Annotated in this window: 29 protein-coding genes; all 29 read left to right on the top strand. The window is 38.5% G+C overall.

The window, feature by feature from the left end; all coding sequences use genetic code 11:
* Window positions 1–21 precede the first annotated feature (21 nt).
* The 29 genes from rpsP to BUB56_RS03135 all read left to right on the top strand — a co-directional run bounded on the left by rpsP (window position 22) and on the right by BUB56_RS03135 (window position 24,964).
* Window positions 22–291 (top strand): 30S ribosomal protein S16, encoded by a 270-nt coding sequence (gene rpsP / locus BUB56_RS03275; RefSeq protein WP_110939953.1) that lies wholly within the window; start codon window positions 22–24, stop codon window positions 289–291.
* A 21-nt stretch (window positions 292–312) separates the two neighbouring features.
* A complete protein-coding gene (locus BUB56_RS03270; protein WP_069973938.1) occupies window positions 313–543 on the top strand; it encodes a KH domain-containing protein in 231 nt (76 codons plus the stop codon).
* A 125-nt stretch (window positions 544–668) separates the two neighbouring features.
* Window positions 669–1,181 carry a ribosome maturation factor RimM gene (gene rimM, locus BUB56_RS03265; RefSeq protein ID WP_110939952.1) on the top strand — a complete coding sequence of 171 codons (513 nt, stop codon included), beginning with the start codon at window positions 669–671 and terminating at the stop codon, window positions 1,179–1,181.
* Window positions 1,178–1,918, top strand: coding sequence for a tRNA (guanosine(37)-N1)-methyltransferase TrmD (gene trmD / locus BUB56_RS03260; protein ID WP_110939951.1), 741 nt, complete (start codon window positions 1,178–1,180; stop codon window positions 1,916–1,918). The genes rimM and trmD overlap by 4 nt, the downstream gene beginning before the upstream one ends.
* 112 nt (window positions 1,919–2,030) lie before the next feature.
* Window positions 2,031–2,378, top strand: coding sequence for a 50S ribosomal protein L19 (gene rplS, locus BUB56_RS03255; protein WP_110939950.1), 348 nt, complete (start codon window positions 2,031–2,033; stop codon window positions 2,376–2,378).
* Between the two features lie 61 nt (window positions 2,379–2,439).
* Window positions 2,440–2,952, top strand: coding sequence for a signal peptidase I (gene lepB, locus BUB56_RS03250; RefSeq protein WP_110939974.1), 513 nt, complete (start codon window positions 2,440–2,442; stop codon window positions 2,950–2,952).
* A gap of 25 nt (window positions 2,953–2,977) precedes the next feature.
* Entirely contained in the window at window positions 2,978–3,847 is an 870-nt protein-coding gene (gene ylqF, locus BUB56_RS03245) for a ribosome biogenesis GTPase YlqF (protein ID WP_110939949.1), read from the top strand.
* Between the two features lie 72 nt (window positions 3,848–3,919).
* Window positions 3,920–4,690 (top strand): ribonuclease HII, encoded by a 771-nt coding sequence (locus tag BUB56_RS03240; protein ID WP_110939948.1) that lies wholly within the window; start codon window positions 3,920–3,922, stop codon window positions 4,688–4,690.
* A gap of 11 nt (window positions 4,691–4,701) precedes the next feature.
* Window positions 4,702–6,261 carry a hypothetical protein gene (locus tag BUB56_RS03235; RefSeq protein ID WP_110939947.1) on the top strand — a complete coding sequence of 520 codons (1,560 nt, stop codon included), beginning with the start codon at window positions 4,702–4,704 and terminating at the stop codon, window positions 6,259–6,261.
* 2 nt (window positions 6,262–6,263) lie between these two features.
* Window positions 6,264–6,530: an EscU/YscU/HrcU family type III secretion system export apparatus switch protein gene (locus BUB56_RS03230; RefSeq protein WP_110939946.1), complete on the top strand. Its 267-nt coding sequence runs from the start codon at window positions 6,264–6,266 to the stop codon at window positions 6,528–6,530.
* Window positions 6,531–6,533: 3 nt separating this feature from the next.
* Window positions 6,534–6,893, top strand: coding sequence for a YraN family protein (locus BUB56_RS03225; RefSeq protein WP_110939945.1), 360 nt, complete (start codon window positions 6,534–6,536; stop codon window positions 6,891–6,893).
* A 211-nt stretch (window positions 6,894–7,104) separates the two neighbouring features.
* Complete coding sequence (locus BUB56_RS03220) at window positions 7,105–8,640, top strand: YifB family Mg chelatase-like AAA ATPase (protein WP_110939944.1); 1,536 nt, start codon at window positions 7,105–7,107, stop codon at window positions 8,638–8,640.
* 17 nt (window positions 8,641–8,657) lie between these two features.
* Complete coding sequence (gene dprA, locus BUB56_RS03215) at window positions 8,658–9,746, top strand: DNA-processing protein DprA (RefSeq protein WP_110939943.1); 1,089 nt, start codon at window positions 8,658–8,660, stop codon at window positions 9,744–9,746.
* A 76-nt stretch (window positions 9,747–9,822) separates the two neighbouring features.
* Window positions 9,823–11,898, top strand: a complete 2,076-nt coding sequence (gene topA, locus BUB56_RS03210) for a type I DNA topoisomerase (protein WP_110939942.1) — start codon at window positions 9,823–9,825, stop codon at window positions 11,896–11,898.
* Window positions 11,899–12,000: 102 nt separating this feature from the next.
* Window positions 12,001–12,534, top strand: a complete 534-nt coding sequence (hslV, locus tag BUB56_RS03205; RefSeq protein ID WP_110939941.1) for an ATP-dependent protease subunit HslV — start codon at window positions 12,001–12,003, stop codon at window positions 12,532–12,534.
* Window positions 12,535–12,549: 15 nt separating this feature from the next.
* Window positions 12,550–13,947 carry an ATP-dependent protease ATPase subunit HslU gene (gene hslU, locus BUB56_RS03200; RefSeq protein WP_110939940.1) on the top strand — a complete coding sequence of 466 codons (1,398 nt, stop codon included), beginning with the start codon at window positions 12,550–12,552 and terminating at the stop codon, window positions 13,945–13,947.
* Window positions 13,948–13,987: 40 nt separating this feature from the next.
* On the top strand, window positions 13,988–14,767 hold the full coding sequence (gene codY / locus BUB56_RS03195; protein WP_110939939.1) for a GTP-sensing pleiotropic transcriptional regulator CodY: 780 nt from the start codon (window positions 13,988–13,990) through the stop codon (window positions 14,765–14,767).
* A gap of 383 nt (window positions 14,768–15,150) precedes the next feature.
* A complete protein-coding gene (gene flgB / locus BUB56_RS03190; RefSeq protein ID WP_110939938.1) occupies window positions 15,151–15,558 on the top strand; it encodes a flagellar basal body rod protein FlgB in 408 nt (135 codons plus the stop codon).
* A 4-nt stretch (window positions 15,559–15,562) separates the two neighbouring features.
* A complete protein-coding gene (flgC, locus tag BUB56_RS03185) occupies window positions 15,563–16,006 on the top strand; it encodes a flagellar basal body rod protein FlgC (RefSeq protein ID WP_110939937.1) in 444 nt (147 codons plus the stop codon).
* Between the two features lie 21 nt (window positions 16,007–16,027).
* A complete protein-coding gene (fliE, locus tag BUB56_RS03180; RefSeq protein ID WP_110939936.1) occupies window positions 16,028–16,312 on the top strand; it encodes a flagellar hook-basal body complex protein FliE in 285 nt (94 codons plus the stop codon).
* A gap of 29 nt (window positions 16,313–16,341) precedes the next feature.
* A complete protein-coding gene (gene fliF / locus BUB56_RS03175; RefSeq protein ID WP_110939935.1) occupies window positions 16,342–17,889 on the top strand; it encodes a flagellar basal-body MS-ring/collar protein FliF in 1,548 nt (515 codons plus the stop codon).
* 12 nt (window positions 17,890–17,901) lie between these two features.
* On the top strand, window positions 17,902–18,912 hold the full coding sequence (gene fliG, locus BUB56_RS03170) for a flagellar motor switch protein FliG (RefSeq protein ID WP_110939934.1): 1,011 nt from the start codon (window positions 17,902–17,904) through the stop codon (window positions 18,910–18,912).
* Window positions 18,905–19,654, top strand: a complete 750-nt coding sequence (locus BUB56_RS03165; RefSeq protein ID WP_110939933.1) for a FliH/SctL family protein — start codon at window positions 18,905–18,907, stop codon at window positions 19,652–19,654. The genes fliG and BUB56_RS03165 overlap by 8 nt, the downstream gene beginning before the upstream one ends.
* Window positions 19,655–19,657: 3 nt before the next feature.
* Complete coding sequence (gene fliI, locus BUB56_RS03160; RefSeq protein WP_110939932.1) at window positions 19,658–20,971, top strand: flagellar protein export ATPase FliI; 1,314 nt, start codon at window positions 19,658–19,660, stop codon at window positions 20,969–20,971.
* Window positions 20,972–20,982: 11 nt separating this feature from the next.
* Window positions 20,983–21,426, top strand: coding sequence for a flagellar export protein FliJ (gene fliJ / locus BUB56_RS03155; protein WP_110939931.1), 444 nt, complete (start codon window positions 20,983–20,985; stop codon window positions 21,424–21,426).
* 9 nt (window positions 21,427–21,435) lie between these two features.
* Window positions 21,436–22,689, top strand: coding sequence for a MotE family protein (locus BUB56_RS03150; protein WP_110939930.1), 1,254 nt, complete (start codon window positions 21,436–21,438; stop codon window positions 22,687–22,689).
* 30 nt (window positions 22,690–22,719) lie between these two features.
* Complete coding sequence (locus tag BUB56_RS03145; protein WP_110939929.1) at window positions 22,720–24,129, top strand: flagellar hook-length control protein FliK; 1,410 nt, start codon at window positions 22,720–22,722, stop codon at window positions 24,127–24,129.
* A gap of 11 nt (window positions 24,130–24,140) precedes the next feature.
* A complete protein-coding gene (locus BUB56_RS03140; protein ID WP_110939928.1) occupies window positions 24,141–24,578 on the top strand; it encodes a flagellar hook capping FlgD N-terminal domain-containing protein in 438 nt (145 codons plus the stop codon).
* 11 nt (window positions 24,579–24,589) lie between these two features.
* Window positions 24,590–24,964, top strand: a complete 375-nt coding sequence (locus BUB56_RS03135) for a TIGR02530 family flagellar biosynthesis protein (protein ID WP_110939927.1) — start codon at window positions 24,590–24,592, stop codon at window positions 24,962–24,964.
* Window positions 24,965–25,038: the final 74 nt, after the last annotated feature.

Here is a 25,038-nt window from a genome sequence, read left to right as displayed (position 1 = left end):
TATTTAAAGGAGGTGAAGAATGTGGCGGTAAAAATCAGATTAAAAAGAATGGGAGCTAAGAAGAAGCCTTTCTATAGACTTGTTGTTGCAGATTCTCGTTCACCTAGAGATGGAAGATTCATCGAAGAGCTAGGATATTACAATCCAGTTGCCCAGCCAGCTGAAGTAAGAATCGATGATGAAAAAGCAATTAAGTGGTTAAAGACAGGTGCGCAACCTACAGATACTGTAAAAGACTTGTTCAAAAAATACGGTGTTATCGAAAAGTTTGAGCAGTCTAAGAAAGCATAATCGCTTTCAGGGGGTGTAAAAATGGGTGAATTAGTAAAAGTAATTGCTAAAGCATTAGTAGACAACCCAGACGAAGTTTTTGTAAATGAAATTGAAGGTAAGCAGTCCCTAATTGTGGAATTAAAAGTTGCTGCTGAAGACATGGGAAAGGTAATCGGCAAGCAGGGCAGGATTGCAAAAGCAATCAGAACTGTTGTAAAGGCCGCCGCTACCAAGGATAACAAAAGAGTGGTTGTTGAGATCATTCAATAAAAACATAAAAGGATTAGGACCACCTAATCCTTTTATGCTATTATATCTATGAATACAAAAACAAAACCGTGGAAATACTGATAAAAGTAGATCCGCTCAGGATGTAACAAGAGGCAGGTGAGCTTATGAATAAGCTTCTTAGGATAGGGCAGATCGTGAATACACAAGGAATTCGCGGAGAATTAAGAGTATATCCTTTAACTGACTACAAGGAAAGATTTGAGGAAATCGATTGGGTTTACTTAGACGAGGATAGAAGCAAAAGATACACTATCGAGAAAGTAAGGTATAAGAATGAATTAGTGATTCTAAAACTAAAAGAAATCAACGATATAAATGAAGCTGAAAAATATAAAACCAAATATCTTACCATACCAAAAGGGTCCTCGAGAACATTACCTGAGGACACCTATTATATTGTAGATTTAATTGGGCTAGAGGTGTATACCCATGAAAATGAGTATATTGGAGTCCTTAAGGATGTAATTCAGGCAGCAGGCAATGATATCTATGAAATAACCTATCATAAAAATCCCAAAAAAACCGTTCTAATACCGGCTGTAGGGGAGTTTATCAAGGAAGTAAACATCAAAGAAAAAAGAATTACCGTTCAATTGATAGAGGGTTTTTTAGAATGAAAATCGATATTTTAACGCTGTTTCCCCATATGTTTGCCGCACCACTGGGTGAAAGCATCATTGGTAAAGCAAGAGAAAAGGAAATTTTAGATATTCAGGTACATAATATTCGAGATTATTCAGCGGATAAGCATAAACGAGTGGATGACTATCCCTATGGCGGAGGAGCTGGGATGGTGATGCAGCCACAGCCTATTTTTTGTGCCCTCGAATCCATTGGTTCTGAAAACGCGCGGGTGATTCACATGTCACCAAAAGGAAAAACCTTTCATCAGGATATGGCTATTACACTGTCAAAAGAAGAGCATCTAATCTTTCTTTGCGGTCATTACGAGGGAATTGATCAGAGAGTATTGGACTACTGGGTAACCGATGAGATTTCTATAGGAGATTATGTGTTAACTGGTGGCGAGCTTCCGGCTATGGTGGTAATAGATGCAGTAGCCAGAATGATTCCTGGTGTTTTAAGCCAGAGCGACTCCTTTATGGATGAATCTTTTTACTCGGGATTGCTGGAGTATCCGCATTATACGAGGCCTAGCGAATATCGGGGCCTGAAGGTGCCGGAAATCTTGTTGTCCGGTAACCATAAAAACATCGAAGTATGGCGTAAAATAGAAGCAATTAAACTTACGATTAAAAACCGTCCCGATCTATTGGAGAAATATTTACAGCGACCAGAACTATCAAAAAAGGAGAAGGCAATGATTCAAAAAATACTGGAAGAAATATTATAAAATTAGGCATTGTCTTCTTTTTAGCATTGTGATATAATGACTTGTGGCATTACGGACGGTCCTCTGCTAGTAGGGTGTAGTAAGAACGTCTAGGAAGGAAGGAGGGGCAATTATGGATATTATTCGTGCGATTGAGCAAGAAAATATGAAGACAAATATTCCTGATTTTGCAATTGGTGATACAGTAAAAGTTCACTTAAAAGTAAAAGAAGGCAATAGAGAGAGAATTCAGGTTTTCGAAGGTGTTATCTTAAAGAGACAAAACGGCGGAGCCAGTGAAACCTTTACAGTAAGAAGAATTTCTTATGGTGTAGGCGTTGAAAGAACATTACCTTTACATTCACCAAAGATTGAAAAAATCGAAATCGTGAAGAGAGGTAAAGTACGTAGAGCGAAGTTAAATTACCTTCGTGAAAGAACTGGTAAGGCAGCTAAAATTAAAGAGAAAAAGTTTTTCTAAAGGGACTGATTTTCAGTCCCTTTCTTAATATGGATATAGGTAGAATGAGGTGAAAATGCCCATGGATAAGTCCAAAAATGAAATGAGAGAATGGCTAGAAACCATCGCCATAGCGGTTGTTCTAGCGATTATCATTAAGACCTTCTTGTTTGATTTGATACTAGTGGACGGAAACTCCATGATGCCCACCTTAGCAGATGGTGAAAGATTGATTGTCTATAAGGCAGGGTATTTAATACATAAACCGCAGCCAGGGGACCTTGTTGTATTCCGGTATCCCCATGAACCAAAATATAATTTTATTAAAAGAGTGATTGCAGTTGAAGGAGACACTATTGAGATTAACAATGGTGAAGTTCTTGTCAATGAGCATCCTTTAGAAGAACCCTATATTATGGAAATCACTCTTGGTGATTTTCATAAAAGACTGGTTCCTGAAAATACAATTTTTGTTTTAGGGGATAATAGAAATAACAGTAAGGATAGCAGATCTGAAGATGTTGGCTTTGTTCCCGTCTCCCAGGTAAAGGGAGAGGCGCTATTGAAAATATGGCCTTTATCGAAAATAGAATAAATTTGAAAATTGTGTGGTGATTGTTATGCATATCAATTGGTATCCAGGGCACATGAAAAAAACAAAGGAGCTTATCCAGGAAAATCTTAAGTTAGTGGATGTAGTTATTGAACTGTTGGATGCAAGAATTCCTATGAGTAGTAGAAATCCTCAAATAGACGAATTAGTTGAGAGAAAACCCAGAGTGGTTGCTCTCAACAAAAGCGATCTGGCAGATCCTCAAATTACTAGAAAATGGGTAAACTATTTTGCGGCACAAGGTATCAATGCTGTCCCTGTGAATTCAATGACTGGAGAAGGCTTAGATAAAATGATTGCCTTAGTAGAAGAGGCGGCTAAAGAAAAAATGGATGCCCTAATCAATAAGGGTATGAGAAAAAGAGCGGTAAGATCAATGATTGTTGGTATTCCTAATGTTGGAAAGTCTTCGATTATTAACAGGCTAACCGGTAAGAAAAGTGCAAAAACCGGAGATAAACCAGGGGTTACTAAAGGAAAACAGTGGGTTCGATTAAGGGGCAATATTGAGCTTCTAGATACTCCCGGCATCTTATGGCCTAAATTTGAGAATCAGCAGGTAGGGTTAAAACTAGCCTTCACTGGAGCGATTAAAGATGAGATATTGGATATTGAGACCATTGCATTGCACCTTGTAGCTTATCTTGTCAGAGAATATACGAATCAGATTAAGGAGCGATATAAGCTGTCAGAAATATTTTTGGACAATTTGGAGAATCTGGAGAGAATTGCCAAAAATAGAGGCTGCATTTTTTCTGGAGGAAGAATCGATTATTCCAGAGCAGCAAACCTGATACTGGATGAATTTAGAAGTGGAAAAATAGGAAAAATTACACTGGAAAAACCGGAAGATTATATAAGCACTATTAAAGCATAGTGCTTTTTCATTGCCTAATGCAGCGTTATGGTATAATAATTAAAAGAAGATTGTAGGGAGGACAGCAGAGGTATGAATTTTAGAGCAATGACAGGAAAGCAAATAGAAGATTTCATTAAAACACAAGGGATGGAAAGCTACGGTCTATTTGTACCTCAGTTAATAGAGGATGAAAGAGCTGCAGTTCAAAAGTTGGGACAAAAACTTCAGAAAAAATTAGTCAAATATGAGGATGAAAGGAAACGGGTAGCAGGATTGTGGACCTATGAAATGGAACTGGCCAAAGAAGGTTATAGGATGATCGCTGGATTGGATGAAGCCGGCAGGGGACCACTTGCAGGCCCTGTAGTTGCTGCAGCGGTGATATTACCCTCTGATCTGTTCATAGAAGGAATCAATGATTCGAAAAAAATATCGGAAAAAAAGAGAGATGAGCTATTTGATATCATCTATGAACATGCTTTAGCGGTAGGCGTGGGCATTGTAAACCATGATGTCATTGATGAAATCAATATCTTACGGGCTACTGAAAGGGCTATGGTTGAGGCAGTTCAAAACTTAAAAATAAAACCGGATTCTCTACTTATTGATGCAGTAAAAGTAGCCGATATAAATATAAGACAGCAATCTATTATTAAGGGAGATCAAAAAAGTATCTCTATTGCTGCTGCATCTGTTATTGCAAAGGTGACAAGGGATCGAATCATGAACCAGTACCACGAAGCTTATCCACAATATGGATTTGCCTCCCATAAGGGCTATGGTACGAAGGAGCATTATGAGAGCATTCATAGGTATGGTATAATACCGATTCACAGAAGGTCTTTTTTATCAAATTTATAGGAGTCTTAATTATGAAAATTCATAACGAGGGGATGCAATTTAATATTTCATTTCATCAAAACAGGGAAGAATCCAGTGAACTGCTTTACGAGGGTCAGATTCTTCGCGGAAAGATTAGTAAGATTTTAGGGAATCTTATCTTTTTGGATTTGGGAAAGGGAGAAACTTTAGAGGCAAAATTAACTGCCCCATTGCCTTTGCAGCCCGGACAGCTTTGCGATTTTTTAGTAAAGGAAGTCAAAGATCATCAAGTACTTATGAAGCCTATTACTGAAGACACGGAACAGGCAAATGCTGCTGAAAAAAAGATTGTTTCCTTACTAGAGAAAATGGGACTAGCACCTGATAAAGAGAAAATAGAAATCGTCAAGGAAATGATTCGATTTCAACTGCCAATCCAGGGAAGCACCATCAAAGAAGCGGCTAGTGCAAAAACCGCTTATGAAAAAGTAGCTGAAGGCATACACCAATTACCTTTAGAGGATAAGCACGGGCTAATAGAGAAGCCCATCCAAGAAGTTTTTAAAAGAGTATTAAACACAGATAAAGAGCTGCAGCTTACTGTGAAAGATGGAGGCTGGGGACAAGAGGCAGCAGCAGAAATGAATCGATTTAGGGAAAAAATAATAGATGTTCCTCCGTCGCCTATAGAAGAAAAAACCTCCCATAATGCTTTAAAGAAGCATGAAAACATCATTGAGGTGTCACCGGAGAAATCATATAAGCAGGAAGCCGCAGTTGGGGAAAAAATCAACGCCGCAGCCAAAGAAGGGATATCGGCGAACCTCTTTAATCTTCAAAACATGAATTATGAAAAAATTCTATTTCTGCTTAAAAATAATTTTCAAATGAATATACAAAATGCAACCCAAGTCAATCAAATCTTGTTCCACGCAGCACCTGTAGGTAAGCAGCTGGAGGAAATCGTTGCAGCGCTTAAGGAGCATAAAGAGATGGAAGACTTCGTCAAGAATTTAGGGGATATAGGAAGTCGAATAAAGCCTTCTCTTTTACAAAACAAAGAGAGCGTCAAGGAGGTTGTGCGAGAACTTTATAACAATATTCAAAGCATTAAAGAGTTGATAGAAAATGGGACGGTAAAGGTAGGAAAAGAAGTAGTACAACAATTGGATTCATTAAAAAACGGAATAGATTTTATGAATAAAATTAATCATTATCAGGGGTTCTTGCAGTTACCCATTCAAATAGGAGGAGAACAGCGGAATCTGGAAATCGTATTGTGCAATAAGAGAAAAACACAGGCTGCATTAAATCCGTCAGATCTAAAAATATTTATTTCTTTGGATACCAAGTCTATGGATACAGTGCAGGCTTTTATTGAGATTAAGGAGAAAAATTTAACTGTAAATTTTCGGCTGATGAATGAACAAATTAAAAATTATATGCTCCAACACGAAAATAAATTGCAAAGTGGGCTAATGGACTTAGGATTCACAAAAATCGATATTCGTTATGGGACTTTTAAAGATAGGCTGAATCTCATTACAGTATTGGAACAGGAAGCATTGTTAAGTCAGAGAAAACATAATTTTGTTGACATGTGGGTGTAGCTATGAAAGAAAAGAAAGAGGTCGCAGCAGCGATACAATATAATGAAGACAAGGATTATGCGCCAAGGGTAGTAGCTAAAGGCAAAGGTGAGGTTGCACAAAAGATAAAAGAACTGGCTAAGGACAATGATATTCCTACCTATCAGGATGAAAAACTGGCAAGACAGCTCTATAACCTGTCCATAGGAGATGAAATTCCTCCAGAGCTGTATCACGTCGTTGCGGAGATCTTAGCCTTTATTATAACGCTTGATACAAAGGAGCAATAAGCTATGACGACAGATCGGAAAATACTAGGGGCGCTGGGTGAAAGATTAGCTGTTACCCATCTCAAGAAAATGGGATATAAAATACTAGAGGTCAATTACCGCTGTAAGTTAGGGGAAGTAGATATTATTGCCTATGGAGATAATACCTATATATTTATAGAAGTAAAAACCAGAACAGGTATCTTGTTTGGAAGGCCGATAGAGGCGATAAACCATAAAAAACAGGATCACATGGTACGAGTTGCCCTAAGCTATATAAAGGCTAAGGGATTGGCTCAATGCAATTATCGTTTTGACGCAGTAGAGGTTCTTTTTGAGGGGAGAAAACTGTCGGAAATTCAGCATATCAAAAATATTATTTAAAGGAATAGGCTGCTTTTTAGAAAGAAAAGAGACAGATGCCTGAGTTTGCTCTTTCCATCAGATAATACGAAGCACATACATATTAAATTAATCTCCAGGATTCGGGGATTTTTTCTTTTTTGAAAAAATTTGTACAATTAGAAGGGGAATATAGAAATTTATGGAAATATATATAAGATAATGCAGAATTGCTTTGGCAGGAGGCGTATATATGCTATCAAAAATCTATAGCTGTGTTTTAAGTGGATTGGATGGAAATATCATAGAGGTGGAAGTGGATATATCTAACGGACTCCCCGCTTTGACGACGGTAGGTTTGCCCGATACTACTGTAAAGGAATCTAGAGAGAGAATTCGTTCAGCAATAAAGAACTCTGGGTATGAGTTTCCTATAAAGAGAATAACAATTAATTTAGCCCCTGCAGATACTAAGAAAGAGGGAAGTCATCTGGATTTACCAATGGCTATTGGGATTCTTGAAGCTGCCGGACAGATTAGATGTGAGAATATCAGAGAATACGCCTTTATTGGAGAAATGTCCCTCAATGGAAAGCTAAACCGTATAAATGGAGCTCTGCCCCTGGTAATTGCTTTGAGAGATTGGGGTTTAAAGAAGATTATACTTCCTAAGTCCAACGCTGAGGAAGTGTCCATTATACCGGGCATAGATATACTGCCTTTTGAAAATTTGGCGGAAATCATTGACCATTTACAGGGAGTTAAAATACAGATGCCCCTTGATTGTAAACCCGATCTGGAAAAAAGATGCTTTAACTGCTATGAAGAAGATTTTGGCGACGTCGTAGGGCAGGAAATGGTAAAGCGTGCATTTCAGGTCGCTGCAGCCGGTGGTCATAACATGCTTATGATTGGCCCTCCAGGTTCCGGCAAAACGATGCTGGCCAGAAGATTTCCGACTATTTTGCCCGATATGACCTATGAGGAGGCCTTGGAGGTAACAAAAATATATAGTATTGCGGGTCTATTGAATGATACCACATCTCTGATTTATAATAGACCTTTCCGGGCACCTCATCATACCATATCTTCAGCTTCTCTAGTGGGCGGTGGTAGAATACCAAAACCGGGAGAGGTTTCTTTGGCTCACTACGGCGTTTTATTCTTGGATGAACTGCCGGAGTTTCATAGGAGTGTACTTGAGGTATTAAGACAGCCGATAGAGGATGAGGTTGTTACGATTTCTAGGGTGAATGCTTCTTTGACTTATCCTTCGAAATTCATGCTTATTGCCAGCATGAACCCTTGTCCCTGCGGATATTATGGTGATGAAAATCATAACTGCAACTGTACACCGCAGCAAATTAAAAGATACCTCTCGAAGATTTCTGGGCCTCTATTAGACCGAATTGATATGCATGTGGAAGTTTTTCCCGTTCAATATAAAGAACTGGAAAATGACAGTATAACGAAGAACTCTCTAGAAATAAAGAAGGCAGTAAATCTGGCAAAAGAAATACAAACAGAGAGATATAAAAATGAAAATATAGTTTTTAATTCGCAGCTGAAACCGGGACAGATCAGAAAGTACTGCAGACTCAGAGAGAATGAGAAAAAGTTAATGGAAGAGGCATTTCACAAACTGGGTCTCAGTGCAAGGGCCCATAACCGTATCATAAAGCTGAGCAGAACCATTGCAGATTTAGCTGGGAGTGAATATATCGAAACAGAGCATCTGGCAGAAGCCATCCAATATAGGAATTTAGATAGAAAGTTTTGGAATATGTGATGAGGAGTTAACGGAAGATGAATATCAGGGATGACAAAGTATATGTGCATTGGATCCACAGCATTCAGGGAGTCGGTCAGAAAAATATTGTGAAACTGATGGAGACATTTAATTTCGGGAAAAATATATTTGATGCTTCAGAAAGCCAACTTAAAAAGGTAGAAGGAATAAATGAAAAGATCGTTCATAACATATTAGAAAATAGATCACAGGAACAATTGCACCGCATAGCAGAAAAAATCGCTCGTTTAAAAATATCAACCCTATGTGTTAAAGCGGATAATTATCCTGAGAATTTAAGGAATATTTACGATCCTCCATTTTTATTGCATATGCGAGGATGCATACTTGAGCAGGATCAAAAAGCAGTTGCTATTGTTGGCGCAAGAAAAGCGACAGCCTATGGCAAGTGGGCTGCCTACAAGCTTGCAGGGGAGTTAGCTAGAAGAGGAATTACAATAGTCAGCGGCATGGCCTATGGTGTAGATACAGCTGCCCATAAGGGGGCACTGGATGCAGGGGGAAGAACGATTGCGGTACTAGGCTGCGGTGTAGATATTTGCTATCCGAAAACCAATGGGCAGCTAATGGAAGAGATTGCTGCAAAGGGTGCAGTCATTTCTGAGTATGCCCTCGGAACGGAACCAAATGCGGGACACTTTCCAGCTAGAAACCGGATTATTAGCGGACTGTCGAAAGGGGTCGTGGTGGTAGAAGCAGGATTAAAGAGCGGATCCTTGATTACTGCTGCGATGGCGTTGGAACAGGGACGTGAAGTATTTGCTGTTCCTGGTAATATTAATAATATGATGAGTGCAGGGTGTAATAAGTTGATTCAAGAGGGTGCGAAATTGGTAACAAATGTGGAGGACATACTTTGTGAATTAGATATTGTACCAGAGTCTGTCAATAAAAAGGTAAATATTGAACTAAGTGAGACCGAAACCAGGATTTATGAAAAAATAGTAGAAAAACAGCCTATCCACCTTGAGGCTTTGAGTAATGCTTTACAGATAGATATCCATAAAGTTAGCAGCCTCATTACAATTTTACAGATTAAGGGATTGATTGAACAATTACCGGGAAAAATACTCATTACAAAATAATTTTACATTAATATTTTGAAATTTACGATACATTCTGATATAATAACTATTGCTTTTAATAAATGGGGGTGAAATTGTGGCAAAATCTCTCGTTATTGTGGAATCTCCCGCAAAGGCCAAAACAATCGGTAAATTTTTAGGAAAAAATTATAAGGTGGTAGCCTCCGTTGGACATGTAAGAGATTTACCTAAGAGTAAAATGGGTATAGACATAGAAAATAGATTTGAACCACATTATATTACAATCCGAGGAAAAGGGTCTATCATACAGGAGTTAAAAAAAGAAGGTAAAAAAGCAAAGAAGATACTATTAGCAACGGACCCTGATCGAGAGGGCGAAGCAATCTCATGGCATTTAGCACATATTCTTTCAGTAGATGAATCAGAAAAGTGCAGAATTGAATTTCATGAGATTACGGAAACGGCCATTAAAAATGCGGTAAAAAAACCCAGAACCATCGATAAAAACCTGGTTGATGCCCAGCAAGCAAGGCGGGTGTTGGATCGGCTGGTAGGATACAGTATCAGTCCGCTCTTGTGGAGGAAAATACGAAAGGGATTAAGTGCTGGTAGAGTGCAGTCTGTTGCGACAAAACTGATCTGTGACCGCGAGAAAGAAATAGAAAGCTTTATACCTCAGGAGTATTGGAGCATTTTGGTCACATTATCAGATCAGGAGAATCCAGAGGCTTTCGACGCAAAATTTTATGGCAATGATGAAGGAAAACTAGAGCTGAATAATAAGGCTGAGGTAGATAAGGTTTTAGAGCAAATAAGTAATCAGCCCTATATTGTCAGCGATGTTAAGCAAAGGGAAAAGAAAAGAAATCCTTATCCGCCCTTTATCACAAGCAGCTTACAGCAAGAGGCTTCTAACCGTCTTGGCTTTTCAACCAAAAAAACTATGATGATTGCACAACAGCTTTATGAGGGGATCGATTTAGAAGAGGAAGGATCTGTTGGCTTAGTTACATATATAAGAACTGATTCTACCCGTATTTCTGAAGAGGCTAAAAAAGCTGCTCAAGGTTATATTCTAAAGCATTTTTCAGAAGAATATTTATCTAAAGAGGAGAAGGAATACAAATCAGCCAAAGATGCTCAGGATGCCCATGAGGCCATACGTCCGACTGCTATAGAACGGGAACCGGATAAAATCAAGAATTCTCTCAGCAATGAGCAGTATCAGCTGTACAAATTGATATGGGAACGCTATTTGGCTAGTCAAATGGCTCCAGCAGTATATGATACATACTCTGTAGAAATCAAAAATAGTGATTATATTTTTAAAGCAAATGGATCAAAGCTGATATTTGAAGGTTTTTTAAAAGTGTACACCTATGCTTCGGTTTCCGACAATAAGATTCCTGCAGTTGTAATTAATCAAGTGCTGCAGTTGCAAGAAATTGAGCCAAAGCAGCATTTTACCCAACCGCCTCCGCGATTTACCGAGGCAACACTGGTAAAAGAACTTGAAGATAAGGGTATTGGAAGACCGAGTACCTATGCTCCTATTATATCTACAATTTTGAGCAGAGGATATGTGGAAAAAGAAAGCAAGGCCTTTAAGCCCACAGAGTTGGGTGTAATTGTAAATGATCTATTAGAAGAGTATTTCCATGACATCGTAGATGAGTATTTTACCGCAGAGTTGGAAAAACAGCTGGATCAAATTGAAGAATCAAAGCTGAATTGGATTAAGGTAATCGATGATTTCTATCGCTCATTTGCACCTTCCTTACAGCATGCAGAGGAGGAAATTGAAAAAATCGAGCTGGTAGAAGAAGCAACCAACGAGATTTGTGAAGAATGCGGAAAAAATATGGTGATCAAGTATGGAAAGTTTGGAAAATTTCTAGCCTGCTCAGGTTATCCTGAATGTCAGCACACAAGACCTCTGGTGCATAAAATAGGGGTTGCTTGTCCTAAATGTGGTGGAGACTTATTGGAAAGACGTTCTAAGAAAGGAAGGCTTTTTTATGGTTGCGGCAGTTTTCCAAAGTGCAATTTTATGATATGGAATAAGCCCATTGATGAGAAATGCCCAGAATGTTCTTCTTTACTGGCAGAAAAAAATACAAAAAAAGGTAACTTTATTCAGTGTACAAATAAAGAATGCAAGTATAAAAGAGAAGTTGAAAAAGATGAGTAAAAATACCTATTATCATAATATTCAAAATGATTTCTTGAATAGTGATGTAAAATGTGATAATATTTTCTTGTTTGCCCGATTGAAAAGAAAGAGGTGAAGCCAATGTTCCACGGAACCACTATTGTGGCTGTGCGAAGAAGCCCTCAGGATATCGCCATAGGCGGTGATGGTCAAGTGACCTTCGGAGAAAAAACGATCATGAAGCATAGCGCAAAGAAAGTTAGAAAGCTACATAATGATCGTGTACTGGTAGGATTTGCAGGATCAGTAGCAGATGCTTTTACTTTAACAGAAAAATTTGAAGCAAAACTTGAACAGTACAGCGGGAATCTAAAACGTGCTGCAGTAGAGCTTGCTCAAGAATGGCGTCAGGATAAGATTCTAAGAAAGCTTGAAGCTCTGATGTTGGCAACAGATCATGAAACACTCCTGCTCATTTCCGGAAATGGGGAAATTATTGAGCCAGATGATGATTTTATTGCAATTGGTTCAGGTGGTGTCTATGCACTAGCTGCAGCAAAGGCATTATATCAACATACAAATCTTACTGCAAAAGAGATAGTTAAAGAATCCTTAGGCATAGCTGCTTCCATTTGCGTATATACCAACGACAATATAACGGTTGAAACCCTTTAGGAGTGTGATTGAGCGATGAAGGATTTAACACCTCAAGAGATTGTTGCAGAGTTGGATAAATATATTATTGGTCAACAGGATGCAAAGAAGTCAGTAGCTGTAGCATTAAGAAACCGATATCGAAGAAGCCTATTGCCGGATTATTTCAAGGAAGAAATAAAACCTAAAAATATTCTCATGATGGGTCCAACGGGAGTTGGAAAAACAGAGATTGCCAGGCGGTTGGCCAAATTGGTGGATGCCCCTTTTGTAAAAGTAGAGGCTACAAAGTTTACCGAGGTCGGTTATGTTGGCAGAGATGTAGAATCTATGATTCGTGACCTGATTGAGACTTCTATCAGAATGGTAAAGAACCATAGAATTGAGGAGAAATATGAAATCGCCAAGAAATTCATCGATGATAAAATCGTCGACATCCTATGCCCTATGCCGAAAAAAAATACAGCCTTCAGAAATCCGCTAGAAGCACTTTTTGGAGGAGGACAATCAGAAGAAGATGAAGGGATCTCCTATCAACAGGAAATAGCTACAGCAAAACTGCAGAGGGAACAGGTTCGCAAGCAGCTGGAAGATGGACTGCTGGAGAAGGAAATGATGGAAATAGAGGTTGAGGATACAGGAAGGTCAACGATAGAACTATTTTCAGGTGCAGGAAATGAAGAAATGAATATTAACGTAAACGATCTATTGGGTGGAATTCTTCCCAAAAAAACGAAAAAAAGAAAAGTGACTGTGAAGGAAGCCCGGAAAATATTATTGGATCAAGAAGCGCAAAAATTGATTGACATGGATGAAGTAATAACGGAAGCCATTGAAAATGCAGAACAGAATGGTATTATATTCTTGGATGAGATTGATAAGATTGCCAGCAGCAGCTATAAGGGTGGTCCTGATGTTTCTAGGGAAGGGGTACAGAGAGATATACTCCCTATTGTAGAGGGAAGTACTGTAATGACAAAGTACGGTCCAATAAAAACAGACCATATTCTCTTTATTGGTGCCGGTGCCTTTCATATTTCAAAAATAACGGATTTGATTCCAGAGTTGCAGGGAAGGTTTCCGATCCGTGTGAAGTTGGAAAACCTTTCGAGAGAAAACTTTCGAGAGATTCTGACGGCCCCTGAAAATGCGCTTGTCAAACAGTATAAATTGTTGTTAGAAACGGAAGGCATAAAAATTCATTTTGAAGACGAAGCTATAAATGAAATCGCAAATATTGCATACCTGATCAATGAACAAACTGAGAATATAGGTGCTAGACGATTACATACGGTATTAGAAAAGCTACTTGAGGATATTTCTTTTGAAATTACAGAAATAAAACAAGAAAGGCTTACCATTGATAAGGCTTATGTAGTAGAAAAGTTATCCAACAACGTTACCGGTCAAGACCTAAACAAATATATTATATAGTCTATAAACAAACGAAAAAAGTTATTAAGGAGGATTAGCAATGTATAATACATTACTAGAGAAAACAAGAAGGGTTAATAAAATATTGCAGCAGTCTGGAAATGGACCTGTTTCTTTTTCAGAGTTATGTAAAACATTGAGTGAAATTTTAGATGCCAATGTTTATGTAGCCAGTAAAAAGGGGAAAGTTTTAGGCGTCAGTCTTGCGGATGCATCGGATTGCCCGATTATTATTGATCCGGATACTGGAGATAATAAATTTCCGGAGGAATATAACGACGAATTATTAAAAATTGTTGAAACAAAGTATAATGTTACCGGGGATCAATTGTTAGAGATTTTCAAATATGACGTTGAAAGCTATAACAAGCTTGTTACTATTGTTCCAATCAACGGCAGCGGACAGAGATTGGGAACGATGATTCTGGCAAGACATGAAAATAAGTTTATTGATGAAGATCTTGTATTAGTTGAATATAGTGCAACTGTAGTAGGGATGGAAATATTGAGAGCAAAGACTGAGGAGATTGAGGAAGACGCTCGCAAAAAAGCTGTAGTTCAAATGGCAATTGGTACACTATCCTATTCTGAGCTAGAGGCTGTAGAGCATATCTTCGAAGAGTTGGAAGGTACCGAAGGATTGTTAGTAGCCAGCAAAATTGCAGATCGGGTAGGAATCACCAGATCCGTTATTGTAAATGCCTTGAGAAAATTTGAGAGTGCAGGGGTTATTGAATCCAGATCTTTAGGTATGAAGGGTACACATATAAAAATTCTGAATGACAAGCTGTTAGATGAACTAAAAAAATTAAAACGTTAATTGTTAAGAATATAGAGCAAATGTAATTTATCGGTTAAAAGCAATCAAATTCGATTGCTTTTTTTCTTTTTTGTCGATAAAGTAAGAAATATGACGATGTATTATCCCTTATACTATTTTTTAAGGAAAATTTAAAGCTTTCGCCACAGTAGATGGTAGTATATAATTAAATTATGTAAACATTTGAGGACTGTAGGACTATATATGTAAAAACGACAAAAAAAGACAACAAAATCCCTATAAATGTTATATGATTATAAAGGAAAATAGGAGGAAAATGAAATGTTTTGTTGAATAATAAGGGGATAAATAAATATACATAAAAATTTGATGTAAATATATGTCGAACAGATTAACAATAGAAATCGGGAGGGAAATAGAATATGCTGGACAAATCCTTCGGAAAAATGAGGTCTCTAGAAAAGTCAATGGACGCTCTTTGGCTTAGAAATGGTGCAATTTCAAATAATATCGCTAATGTGAATACCCCCGGATATAAACGCGATATCGTAGAGTTTGAATCACTGCTTAAGGAAAGCCTGTCGGGATATTCCATCAAAGGGAAAATGAGTCATGAACGCCATATACCTGTAGGTGCTATGACCATTGATAATATTGAACCAACCATAAAGAAAGACGTGAACAGCAAGGTTCGAAAAGATGGCAATAACGTAAATATCGATGCAGAGATGGCGAATTTAGCTAAAAATAACATCGCCTACAACATGGCTGCTCAGAGAATCAGTGGGAAAATGAATAAACTAAAGCTTGTCATAAAAGATGGGAGGTAACTAAATGAGCATGTTTAAAGCAATAGACATTAGTGCAACCGGGTTAACTGCAGAGAGATTAAGGATGGATATTATTTCTAAAAATATTGCAAATGCAAATACCACCAGAACAAGCAGTGGTACACCCTATCGCAGACAAGTGCCTGTATTTAAGGAAGCTTCATCACACTTAAGTTTTTCAGAGCAATTGGAAGTGGCAAAAGGAAAAAGACAAGGCGGAAATGGAGTAGAGGTTACTGCAATTAAGGAAGACAAAACACCCTTTAAAAAAATTTATGAACCGGGACATCCCGATGCAGATGAAAATGGCTATGTTCAAATGCCAAATGTAGACATTGTGTCAGAGATGATCAATATGATTTCCGCTACAAGAGCTTATGAAGCAAATGTAACCAGCTTAAATGCAAGTAAAAGTATGGCCATGAAGGCACTGGAAATCGGAAGATAAACATGGGAGGCGTAATTATTCATGAAAATTAATAGCATCATACAGCCATCAGTTACCCCATTTTCTATAGATAATACGAAATCAAAATCTGATTTCGGTACTTTCTTAAAAGAATCTATACATAAATTGAATGATTTAGAAGCTGCATCTCAAAATATGGACGAGCTGCTGGCAACGGGAGAGATTGAAAATATCCATGAGGTTATGATTGCCGCCCAGAAAGCTGAAATTGCCGTACAATTCACAGTAGAAGTAAAAAACAAAGTCTTAGATGCCTACAGAGAAATTATGAGGCTCCAGCTATAATATTCTGATACATGAAATGAGGTGGCTAAATGGGCAATGCCTTTGAAAATATGAAACAACAGCTCAATGAATTTTATCAATCCCTAAATACTTCTCAGAAAATAAAAATTGGGGTAAGTGGATTGTTGATTATAACAAGTATGGCATTATTAATCTTTTTTACAGCCCAACCTGAATATGTAACCCTTTACCGGGATCTACCCCTAAAAGACGCGGGCGAGATGACAAAAAATTTAGATGAAATGGGAATCCCGTGGAAAAATGGAGACAGCGAATCAACAATTTTAGTACCCAAAGAATATCTAAACAAGGCTAAGATGAATTTAGCTATCGCAGGCTTTCCCAAACAAAATTTTTCATATGAAGATATGCTGAATAACAGCAGTCTTACCATGACTAATGATGAAAGAAAGAAACGTTATTTGATTGCTCAAATGAATGCATTGGGAAGTACCATAGAAGAGATCGAAGGAGTAAATAAAGCAAGAGTAAACCTTACGGTAGCTGATGAAACAGGTTTTCTAATCAATGAGCAAAAGTCAAAGGCATCTGTCTTTGTAGAACTTAAGCCAGGTGTGAACCTTTTGGATGAACAGGTAAATGGAATTGTAATGATCGTATCCAATGCTGTTAAGGATTTAGATCCAGAGAATATTTCAGTAGTAGATAATAAAGGCAGAGTATTAAACAAGAAGAAAGAAGGAGATGCCTTTAGTGCATCCAATCAGTTAAATTTGCAGCATCAGGTACAAAATGACCTAAAAAACAGTATTGAGCAGTTTTTGGCTACTGTATATGGACCGGGAAATGTGGCGGCCCTGGTGAATGTGAAGCTTGACTTTGATAGTGAGGTTACGGAAAGTAAAGAATTTGCTCCGCCGATTCCCGGCGAAACTCAGGGTCTTGTTATCAGTATGAGTGAACTAAAGGAACAAGTAATAAACAGTCCTCAGGGCGGGGTGCCTGGAACAGATTCTAATTCTGAGGATATTACTCAGTATGTCGAAAATAGCGGTGATAATTCCCGGTATGATAAAGCGAATCAGACGATTAACTATGAATTGAATGAGATTCGAAAGCAAATCGTTAAGGCTCAAGGACAGGTAAAAGATATTACTGTTGCTGTTGTAGTAAATAAAAAGGCACTAGTAGATCAAGAAATGTCCGATGAACACAAGCAGGAAATCATTAATCTAGTCTCTGCAGCTGCGGGATTGGATACACGAGTTGTAGAAGTAATGGCGAGAGATTTTGACACTACATTGACAGACCAGCTGGCAAATATGCCAGGGGCAACAGAAAAAGGTATTTTTGATGTGGTTCCGCTGTGGGCAATGGCAATTCTGGCGGTAATGCTGTTAGGAGGATCTGGTTTTGCTATCTATCGAGTCAGACAGCGCAAGAAAGAAATGGATAGCCTGCTACAAACACCAATCATGCCAATTGCAAATGATATCAATGAAATTGAACTAGATGTCAATGAAAAGTCTAACTATAAGAAGCAAATCAATAATTTTGTCGACAAAAAGCCAGAGGCTGTAGCACAGTTATTAAAGACCTGGCTAAATGAAGATTAGGAGTGTAGATGCATGGCTCGAAAAGGTGGAATGAGTGGAAAAGAAAAGGCAGCAGTGTTATTAATCGCTTTAGGGCCTGACAAATCGGCAAAGATATTTAAACACCTTCAGGAGGAAGAAATTGAAGAGTTGACCTTAGAAATCGCAAATATGCGGAAAATACCTGCAGAAGAAAAAGAAAAGGTGCTAGAGGAGTTCTATCAAATTTGTCTGGCACAAGAGTATATTTCAGAGGGCGGCATCAATTATGCGAAGGAGATTCTAGAGAAAGCCCTCGGGTCTCAGAAGGCCTTTGATATCGTAAATAAATTAACTGCATCATTGCAGGTAAGACCCTTTGATTTTGTAAGAAAGGCGGATGCCAGTCAGTTGTTAAACTTTATACAGAACGAGCATCCCCAGACCATTGCGCTTATTCTAGCGTACTTAAATCCTTTGCAAGCGGGTCAAATATTATCAGCATTACCTCAAGCGAAACAGTCGGAAGTAGCCCAAAGGATCGCCACCATGGATCGCACATCTCCAGAGATCATTAAAGAGGTAGAGGCTGTTTTAGAAAGGAAACTTTCTTCAATGGTAACACAAGATTATACATCTGCGGGTGGAATCCAGTCTATTGTAGATATATTAAATGCAGTAGATCGAGGAACAGAGAAATTTATTCTTGAGACCCTTGAAGTACAGGATATTGAGCTGGCTGAAGAAATCAAAAAGCGCATGTTCGTATTCGAGGATATTGTTACTCTTGACAGTACGTCCATACAAAGATTTATTCGCGAAGTGGATAATAATGAACTGGCAATTGCCCTTAAAGGAGCTACAGAAGAAGTACAGGAAGTTATTTACAACAATATGTCTAAGCGTATGGCTGAGATGATCAAAGAAGATATGGAATTTATGGGTCCTGTGCGATTGAGGGATGTAGAAGAAGCACAGCAAAAGATTGTAAATATTATTCGAAAGCTAGAGGAAGCCGGAGAGATTATTATTTCCCGCGGAGGAGGGGACGAAATCGTTGTCTAGAATTTTCAAATCTCCTTATATCAGAGTTGGGGAAAAAAAAGAAATTGAAGCCAATATTCCTTTAGAGCCTGTTTTAGAATACGAAGAAAGTCATAAGGACGTGGAACAAAAACCATCCTTCGATGAAATTATGCAGGATAAACTGCAAGCTCTTGAGGACGAGATTCAGGATAGATTACGAAATGCAGCCACAGAAGCAGAAAAGATTATCCAAGAAGCCTATGAAAATGCAAAACAAATCTATCAGAATGCCAAGATAGAAGGCTATGAGGAAGGAAAAAAGGAAGGCTATGAAGATGGCAAATCTGAAGCTGATTATCTGATACAGGAAGCACTACAAATAAAAGAAGCATTGCAGCGTTCAAAACGGGAAGCTGCCAAGGATTTTGAAAAGGAACTGGTGGATTTAGTGATTGAAACTGTAGAAAAAATCCTTTATGAACGGGTAGAGGATTCCTACGAAACCATTATTGGACTAATTAAGCTAGGATTAGAAAAGTGCACCTATACAGATTCCCTGGTGATACGGGTTAGTCCGGAGGATTATGCATATGCCATATCTGCAAGACCGAAGATCCTATCCTTAGCAGAAAATATTGATGATATACAAATCAAGCAGGACGCCGCCTTTAAAAAAGGCAGTTGTGTTATCGATACTATTTCAGGGAGTATTGATTCAAGTATAGAAACCCAGTTAAACCAGATAAAGGAACTATTCAAAGAACTTTTGGAGAGCGAGTAGCCAATGAATACGATTAACTTAAAAAAATACCGTTTGGCAATGGATCATGTAAATCTAATTAAGTACAGCGGAAAAGTATCACAGGTGATTGGACTTACCATTGAGGCAATGGGCCCTGCGGTCAAATTAGGTGAATTATGCCACATCTATCCTTTAAAGGGAACTAAACCTATTAAAGCAGAGGTAGTGGGATTTAAAGATAAAAAGGTTCTATTAATGCCTCTTGGAGAAATGGACGGCATCGGCCCCGGAAGTAAAGTTGTAGCGACCGATGAAGCATTAACTGTAAATGTGGGAAATGAGTTGCTGGGACGTGTTCTAGACGGCCTGGGGAACCCTATCGATGGAAAAGGAAGTATTTTTTTAAACAAAAAGTATCCGGTAAACAATACTCCGCCAGATCCTCTGCGGCGGAATAAAATTGAAAGCGTATTATCTTTAGGGATAAAGGCCATTGACGGTCTTCTGACCTGTGGAAATGGCCAAAGAATTGGCATATTTGCAGGAAGTGGTGTAGGGAAAAGTACCTTGTTAGGCATGATCGCAAGAAACACGCAGGCTGATGTGAATGTCATTGCACTCATTGGGGAGCGGGGAAGAGAGGTACGGGAATTCCTTGAGAATGACTTGCAAGAAGAGGGCCTGCAGCGGTCGGTTCTAGTCGTGGCAACTTCAGATCAACCGGCTCTGGTAAGAATGAAAGGTGCAATGCTGGCTACTTCTATTGCAGAATATTTTAGGGATCAGGGACTAAATGTAATGTTGATGATGGATTCCCTCACCAGATTTAGTATGGCTCAGCGGGAGGTTGGGTTAGCCGTTGGGGAGCCACCGGTTACAAAAGGATATACACCTTCGGTATTTGCTGCCCTGCCTAAATTATTAGAACGGTCAGGAAATTCAGATAAAGGCTCCATTACCGGACTGTATACTGTACTTGTAGACGGAGATGACTTAAATGAACCGATAACCGACACAGTGAGAGGGATTTTGGATGGACATATTGTACTATCTAGAACTCTAGCCAATAAAAATCATTATCCTGCCATCGATATTCTTAGCAGTGTTAGCCGTCTTATGCCGCACTTGGTGGATGAAAGCCATCTGCAGCTGGCCAATTCATTCAAAAACCTGTTGGCGGTATATAAGGAAGCAGAAGACCTAATTAGTATAGGAGCATACGTAAAAGGAAGCAACAAACAGATTGATTATTCAATCTCCATGATAGATCAGCTAAATAGCTACCTGAAGCAAGGTATCTACGAATCTTATGACTATGAGAATTCAGTTGAAGAAATTAGAAAACTTTTCCAATAGAGGTGTTGTAAATGAACAAATTCCACTTTAAGTACGATAACCTATTAAATATCAAGGAAAAGCACGAGGAGATAGCTAAAGGAAAATTACATAAGGCTGTTGAGCGGCTAGACTTGGAAAAGGATAAGCTGAATGGCCTTAATAAGGATAAGTTTAATTGTCGGCAGCAGCTAAGGTGTCAAATGGAACAGGGCGTTCACGCTTCACAATTAAAAGTTTATGAGACCTATATGCATAATTTAAATCAAAAAATCCATCATCAGAAGGAATCCATAGAACAATGTAGCAATAGCGTAAGCTATTTGCGTACTGCATTAATCAAAGCTTCTACTGAGCGGCGCACCTTTGAAAAGCTAAAAGAAAAAGAAAAGGAGCTCTTCAACTATCAGGAAAAAAAGGAAGAAGAAAAGTTTATCGATCAACTGGTAACCTTTAATAATTACAAGAGCAATTAGGGGGCAAAAATGGCTACTTCAAATACAGTTGAAAAAGAAACCTCATCTTTGAATATTGGGAAAATTATCATCATTGTATTGGCTGTATTTACAATGATACCTGCCACCATTCTTGGAATCGTGTATTATACGAATGAAAATTTCAGATACATTGCAAATAATCATCTTAGTCAGTCGCCGGGATTTATTGGTACATATTTTCAGAGCTTTCCTACCCGTGAAGAAAAGGAGGCTCGTAAAAAGCAGGTCGCAGATTTTCTTCTTAATACCGAAGTCTCCAGAGCTGCTGATAAGCTGACGATTATAAGACAGGAAGATGAAGCCCTTTATCATGATATTATTCGAATCATGGGACAGGGGAATTCGAAACAAACTGAGAAGGTGTTAGAACTGCTTAGAGACAATTCTTTAAAAAAGGACATTTTAACCCTTACTTTAGAGCAGATTGAGGCAGACCAAAAAAACACTTTAGTGGATAAGGCTAAGTTTTATGAAACCTTATCTATGGTAAACTTAATCAATGAAATCGATCAGAGCCTAATGCGTGAATTTGTGTCCTTTCGGGAAATGGGTTTGATTATGGAACAAATGAAGGATGCCACAACCATTAGAGTTCTAAAGCATCTGGATGGAGATGTAGCCGCCAGAATCCTTTCAAATTTTGAATCTCAGGAAAAGCAGAGAAAAATCCAGCAGAGCCTACAGCAATTAAAGGATAAGGAGCTTTCATTAGTCAATGCAGCACAGATTTATAACGCGGACCGGCCAGAAATTCTGGCAAAGGAACTGGGGAATGAAAAAAAGTATAAGTTAGAGGACTTAACGATAATTTTTAGAAATATGGATTTGATCCAAACTGCTAAGACCTTCAACAAGATGGAAGATTTACAATTCCAGTTGAAGTTATTAAGCAAGATGAAGGAAGCGGAAGCATTAGAACCGGGTGGCGGATTGACAACCGATGATGTATTGCAAGCTATGAGACTCTATAGACAGCACGATGAAAGAGTAAATGATCTGATAAAGGTTTATGGCAAAATGACACCGCAGCAAATTGCAGATCTAATCGGAAAGCTGTATAAAGGCAGTGGAAATGTTATTAGAGAAACCTTCTCCAATAACGAAACAATTACAATAACCGATAAGGATTTGGCTTTAGGCGTATTGAGAAATCTTAAGGAAAAAACTCAGGCAGAAGTCATTGCAGCTTTAGAAGGAAATCTAGGGCCAGAAATCTCTAAAAGATTGGCTATGCCTGACTAGATAATAAAACATTGAAAGGAGGTGAAAAGAATGAAAAACTACTTTGCACAAGTGAATATGCAGCCTGTTGTTAAGGCCAGTGGGGGGGTAATAGGAAGTACTATAAGGAATCAAAAAAACAGTTTTAACCAGCTCCTTAGAGATAACTTGGAGAGCAAACAGATTTCTGACAGACAAGAGATGAATCAAAACAAATATTCCGTATTGCTACAGAACAAGAAGGACATATCCATTAGCAGCAATCAGAAGCAGACGGCAAGCAGGAATTCTGACATGGAAGTTGTCGTGCAGGAGAAAGACGGGTCAAATGCTGCAAAGGAGAGAGTAAGTGAATTATTGGCAATGCTATTAAACCTTAAAGAGGCCCTTGTAACAGTCCCTGAAGAGAATATAGAACTGCCTGTTGCCTTATCATCTCTAGAAATCCTGAAAACTTCGCTGGAACAGCTTCAGAAACCTGCATCAGAGGCTGGAGTGTCTTTAGAGGACATTATAAAAGATATGGAGCAGGTTTTAAACAGTCTGTCCAAGGAGACGACCTCAAGCATTGGACAAAATGATATGAACATAACGCAAGAGGAAGAAATCAACATCGACGCAAATGCAAAAAAGCTTTTAAAGGAGCTGCAGCATATCATTAATAGGCTCTCTGAGCGGCTTCAAGATCAGCCCGAAGAAGTTAAGACGGTTGATATGGCTCCCCTAGAGAAAAAAGAAATGATAAAAGCGTCAGTTAAAAAACTGGAGATAAAAAATGTAGAATTGGATCAGGAAACTATAGAACCTGTTAAAGACAAGGTTCTGGTAAATCAAAGGGAAGTGGTGGAAACCAAGAAAGAGGACAAGGGTAGAAATGAGCATCAGCGTCCAACACAATTAGAGGATGTCCACATTACAAAGATCAATCCACAGCATAAAGACTTGAATGTGATGATTGGCTCTTCCGTTGAAAAGCTTGCAGAAGTTTCTCAGGAACCGACAAATGCAATGCCGTCTGCTCTTCCAAAACCAAGTTTCCCTAACATTATGGAGCAAATCTTGCCAAAAGCTGAAGTGTTTATCGATGATGAACGTTCAGAAATGCTTATCCAGTTAAAACCAGATCATCTAGGAAAATTGGTAATGAAATTAGAAGTAGAGAAAGGAATAGTGGTTGCAAAATTCTTAGCTGAGAGTCATATAGTTAAGGAGATATTGGAATCAAACATGAATACCTTAAAGGACTCGCTGCAGCAAAAAGGGCTAAACGTTCAGGAACTGAGCGTATTCGTAGGAAATGACGGAAATTTCCAGAAACAGCAGCACTTTATGGCTTTTCAGAAACGCCAGAACAACTCTAAGATCAAGGGACTAGGCTCGTTTCATGGCGCTGCTGCAGTTCAGGCTGAGGCACAAACCGTAAAATCATTACATAGTGAAAATATTGATTTTCTCGCATAGGAGGTGTAAATATGTCATCAGCTTCAGTGAATCATGTAAGTAATACTGGCGGCGTAAACAATAGGAATAACAATGATCCCAACCAAAAACTGGATAAAGATGCTTTTTTAAAGCTGCTGGTAACCCAGTTGAGACATCAGGATCCGCTTAATCCGGTGGAGGATAAAGAATTTATAGCACAGATGGCACAGTTTAGCACTTTAGAGCAGGTGCAAAACCTTAACAAGACCATGACAGAAACCCAGGAATTGATTGAGGAATTAGGAGTTTCGCTGTCCTATCAAATGCATGTAAATAATTCAGATTTATTAAGCACCAATAAAGAGATTCTAAAGGAGCTAGTAAATCTGAACAAGGCAATTAAGGAATATGGATTGCCTGCTAGCACACAGATTCCTACCGCCAATCAGGATGTTGATAGTCAAGATGATGCAAATGTGGAAGCTTAGAGGGTAAGACCATGAATAAAGTAATCATTCAATCGGGAAAACCGATACAACTGCAAAATAATAAAACAATAGGGAATCCATCTAGCGGCAGTAAGCCTTTTGCTCAGCTTTTGGAGCAAATTGTACAAAATCAAGAGGTGAAATTCTCAAAGCATGCACTGCAGAGGCTGGAGGCTAGAAATATTCATTTGGATGTGACGGCAATCGATAAAATAAACGAGGCACTAAACAAAGCAAAGCAAAAAGGGATTAAGGAAACCTTGATTCTTATGGATAACAAGGCCTTTGTTGCCAGCGTTAAGAATAAAACCATTATCACTGCTGCTACGGATGATCAGCTAAAAGAAAGCGTATTTACAAATATAGATGGAGCCGTAATCATATAGCTGGACCTTACAGGAAGCTATCTGCCTTGGAGTGAAGGAAGAGGCAAAAACGGCAAAAAAGAGGAGGTCAAAAG

The organism is Geosporobacter subterraneus DSM 17957, from assembly GCF_900142145.1.
Classification (GTDB): Bacteria; Bacillota; Clostridia; order Peptostreptococcales; family Thermotaleaceae; genus Geosporobacter; species Geosporobacter subterraneus.
The sequence above is the reverse complement of the archived record's forward strand: the minus strand, read 5'-3'. Positions and strand labels throughout refer to the sequence as shown.

What these genes read in the sequence shown, in the direction of transcription:
- BUB56_RS03270 (WP_069973938.1), top strand. Translation starts at nt 313, where the DNA reads ATGGGTGAATTAGTAAAAGTAATTGCTAAAGCATTAGTAGACAACCCA.
- rimM (WP_110939952.1), top strand. Translation starts at nt 669, where the DNA reads ATGAATAAGCTTCTTAGGATAGGGCAGATCGTGAATACACAAGGAATT.
- trmD (WP_110939951.1), top strand. Translation starts at nt 1,178, where the DNA reads ATGAAAATCGATATTTTAACGCTGTTTCCCCATATGTTTGCCGCACCA.
- rplS (WP_110939950.1), top strand. Translation starts at nt 2,031, where the DNA reads ATGGATATTATTCGTGCGATTGAGCAAGAAAATATGAAGACAAATATT.
- lepB (WP_110939974.1), top strand. Translation starts at nt 2,440, where the DNA reads ATGGATAAGTCCAAAAATGAAATGAGAGAATGGCTAGAAACCATCGCC.
- ylqF (WP_110939949.1), top strand. Translation starts at nt 2,978, where the DNA reads ATGCATATCAATTGGTATCCAGGGCACATGAAAAAAACAAAGGAGCTT.
- BUB56_RS03240 (WP_110939948.1), top strand. Translation starts at nt 3,920, where the DNA reads ATGAATTTTAGAGCAATGACAGGAAAGCAAATAGAAGATTTCATTAAA.
- BUB56_RS03235 (WP_110939947.1), top strand. Translation starts at nt 4,702, where the DNA reads ATGAAAATTCATAACGAGGGGATGCAATTTAATATTTCATTTCATCAA.
- BUB56_RS03230 (WP_110939946.1), top strand. Translation starts at nt 6,264, where the DNA reads ATGAAAGAAAAGAAAGAGGTCGCAGCAGCGATACAATATAATGAAGAC.
- BUB56_RS03225 (WP_110939945.1), top strand. Translation starts at nt 6,534, where the DNA reads ATGACGACAGATCGGAAAATACTAGGGGCGCTGGGTGAAAGATTAGCT.
- BUB56_RS03220 (WP_110939944.1), top strand. Translation starts at nt 7,105, where the DNA reads ATGCTATCAAAAATCTATAGCTGTGTTTTAAGTGGATTGGATGGAAAT.
- dprA (WP_110939943.1), top strand. Translation starts at nt 8,658, where the DNA reads ATGAATATCAGGGATGACAAAGTATATGTGCATTGGATCCACAGCATT.
- hslV (WP_110939941.1), top strand. Translation starts at nt 12,001, where the DNA reads ATGTTCCACGGAACCACTATTGTGGCTGTGCGAAGAAGCCCTCAGGAT.
- hslU (WP_110939940.1), top strand. Translation starts at nt 12,550, where the DNA reads ATGAAGGATTTAACACCTCAAGAGATTGTTGCAGAGTTGGATAAATAT.
- codY (WP_110939939.1), top strand. Translation starts at nt 13,988, where the DNA reads ATGTATAATACATTACTAGAGAAAACAAGAAGGGTTAATAAAATATTG.
- flgB (WP_110939938.1), top strand. Translation starts at nt 15,151, where the DNA reads ATGCTGGACAAATCCTTCGGAAAAATGAGGTCTCTAGAAAAGTCAATG.
- flgC (WP_110939937.1), top strand. Translation starts at nt 15,563, where the DNA reads ATGAGCATGTTTAAAGCAATAGACATTAGTGCAACCGGGTTAACTGCA.
- fliE (WP_110939936.1), top strand. Translation starts at nt 16,028, where the DNA reads ATGAAAATTAATAGCATCATACAGCCATCAGTTACCCCATTTTCTATA.
- fliF (WP_110939935.1), top strand. Translation starts at nt 16,342, where the DNA reads ATGGGCAATGCCTTTGAAAATATGAAACAACAGCTCAATGAATTTTAT.
- fliG (WP_110939934.1), top strand. Translation starts at nt 17,902, where the DNA reads ATGGCTCGAAAAGGTGGAATGAGTGGAAAAGAAAAGGCAGCAGTGTTA.
- fliI (WP_110939932.1), top strand. Translation starts at nt 19,658, where the DNA reads ATGAATACGATTAACTTAAAAAAATACCGTTTGGCAATGGATCATGTA.
- fliJ (WP_110939931.1), top strand. Translation starts at nt 20,983, where the DNA reads ATGAACAAATTCCACTTTAAGTACGATAACCTATTAAATATCAAGGAA.
- BUB56_RS03150 (WP_110939930.1), top strand. Translation starts at nt 21,436, where the DNA reads ATGGCTACTTCAAATACAGTTGAAAAAGAAACCTCATCTTTGAATATT.
- BUB56_RS03145 (WP_110939929.1), top strand. Translation starts at nt 22,720, where the DNA reads ATGAAAAACTACTTTGCACAAGTGAATATGCAGCCTGTTGTTAAGGCC.
- BUB56_RS03140 (WP_110939928.1), top strand. Translation starts at nt 24,141, where the DNA reads ATGTCATCAGCTTCAGTGAATCATGTAAGTAATACTGGCGGCGTAAAC.
- BUB56_RS03135 (WP_110939927.1), top strand. Translation starts at nt 24,590, where the DNA reads ATGAATAAAGTAATCATTCAATCGGGAAAACCGATACAACTGCAAAAT.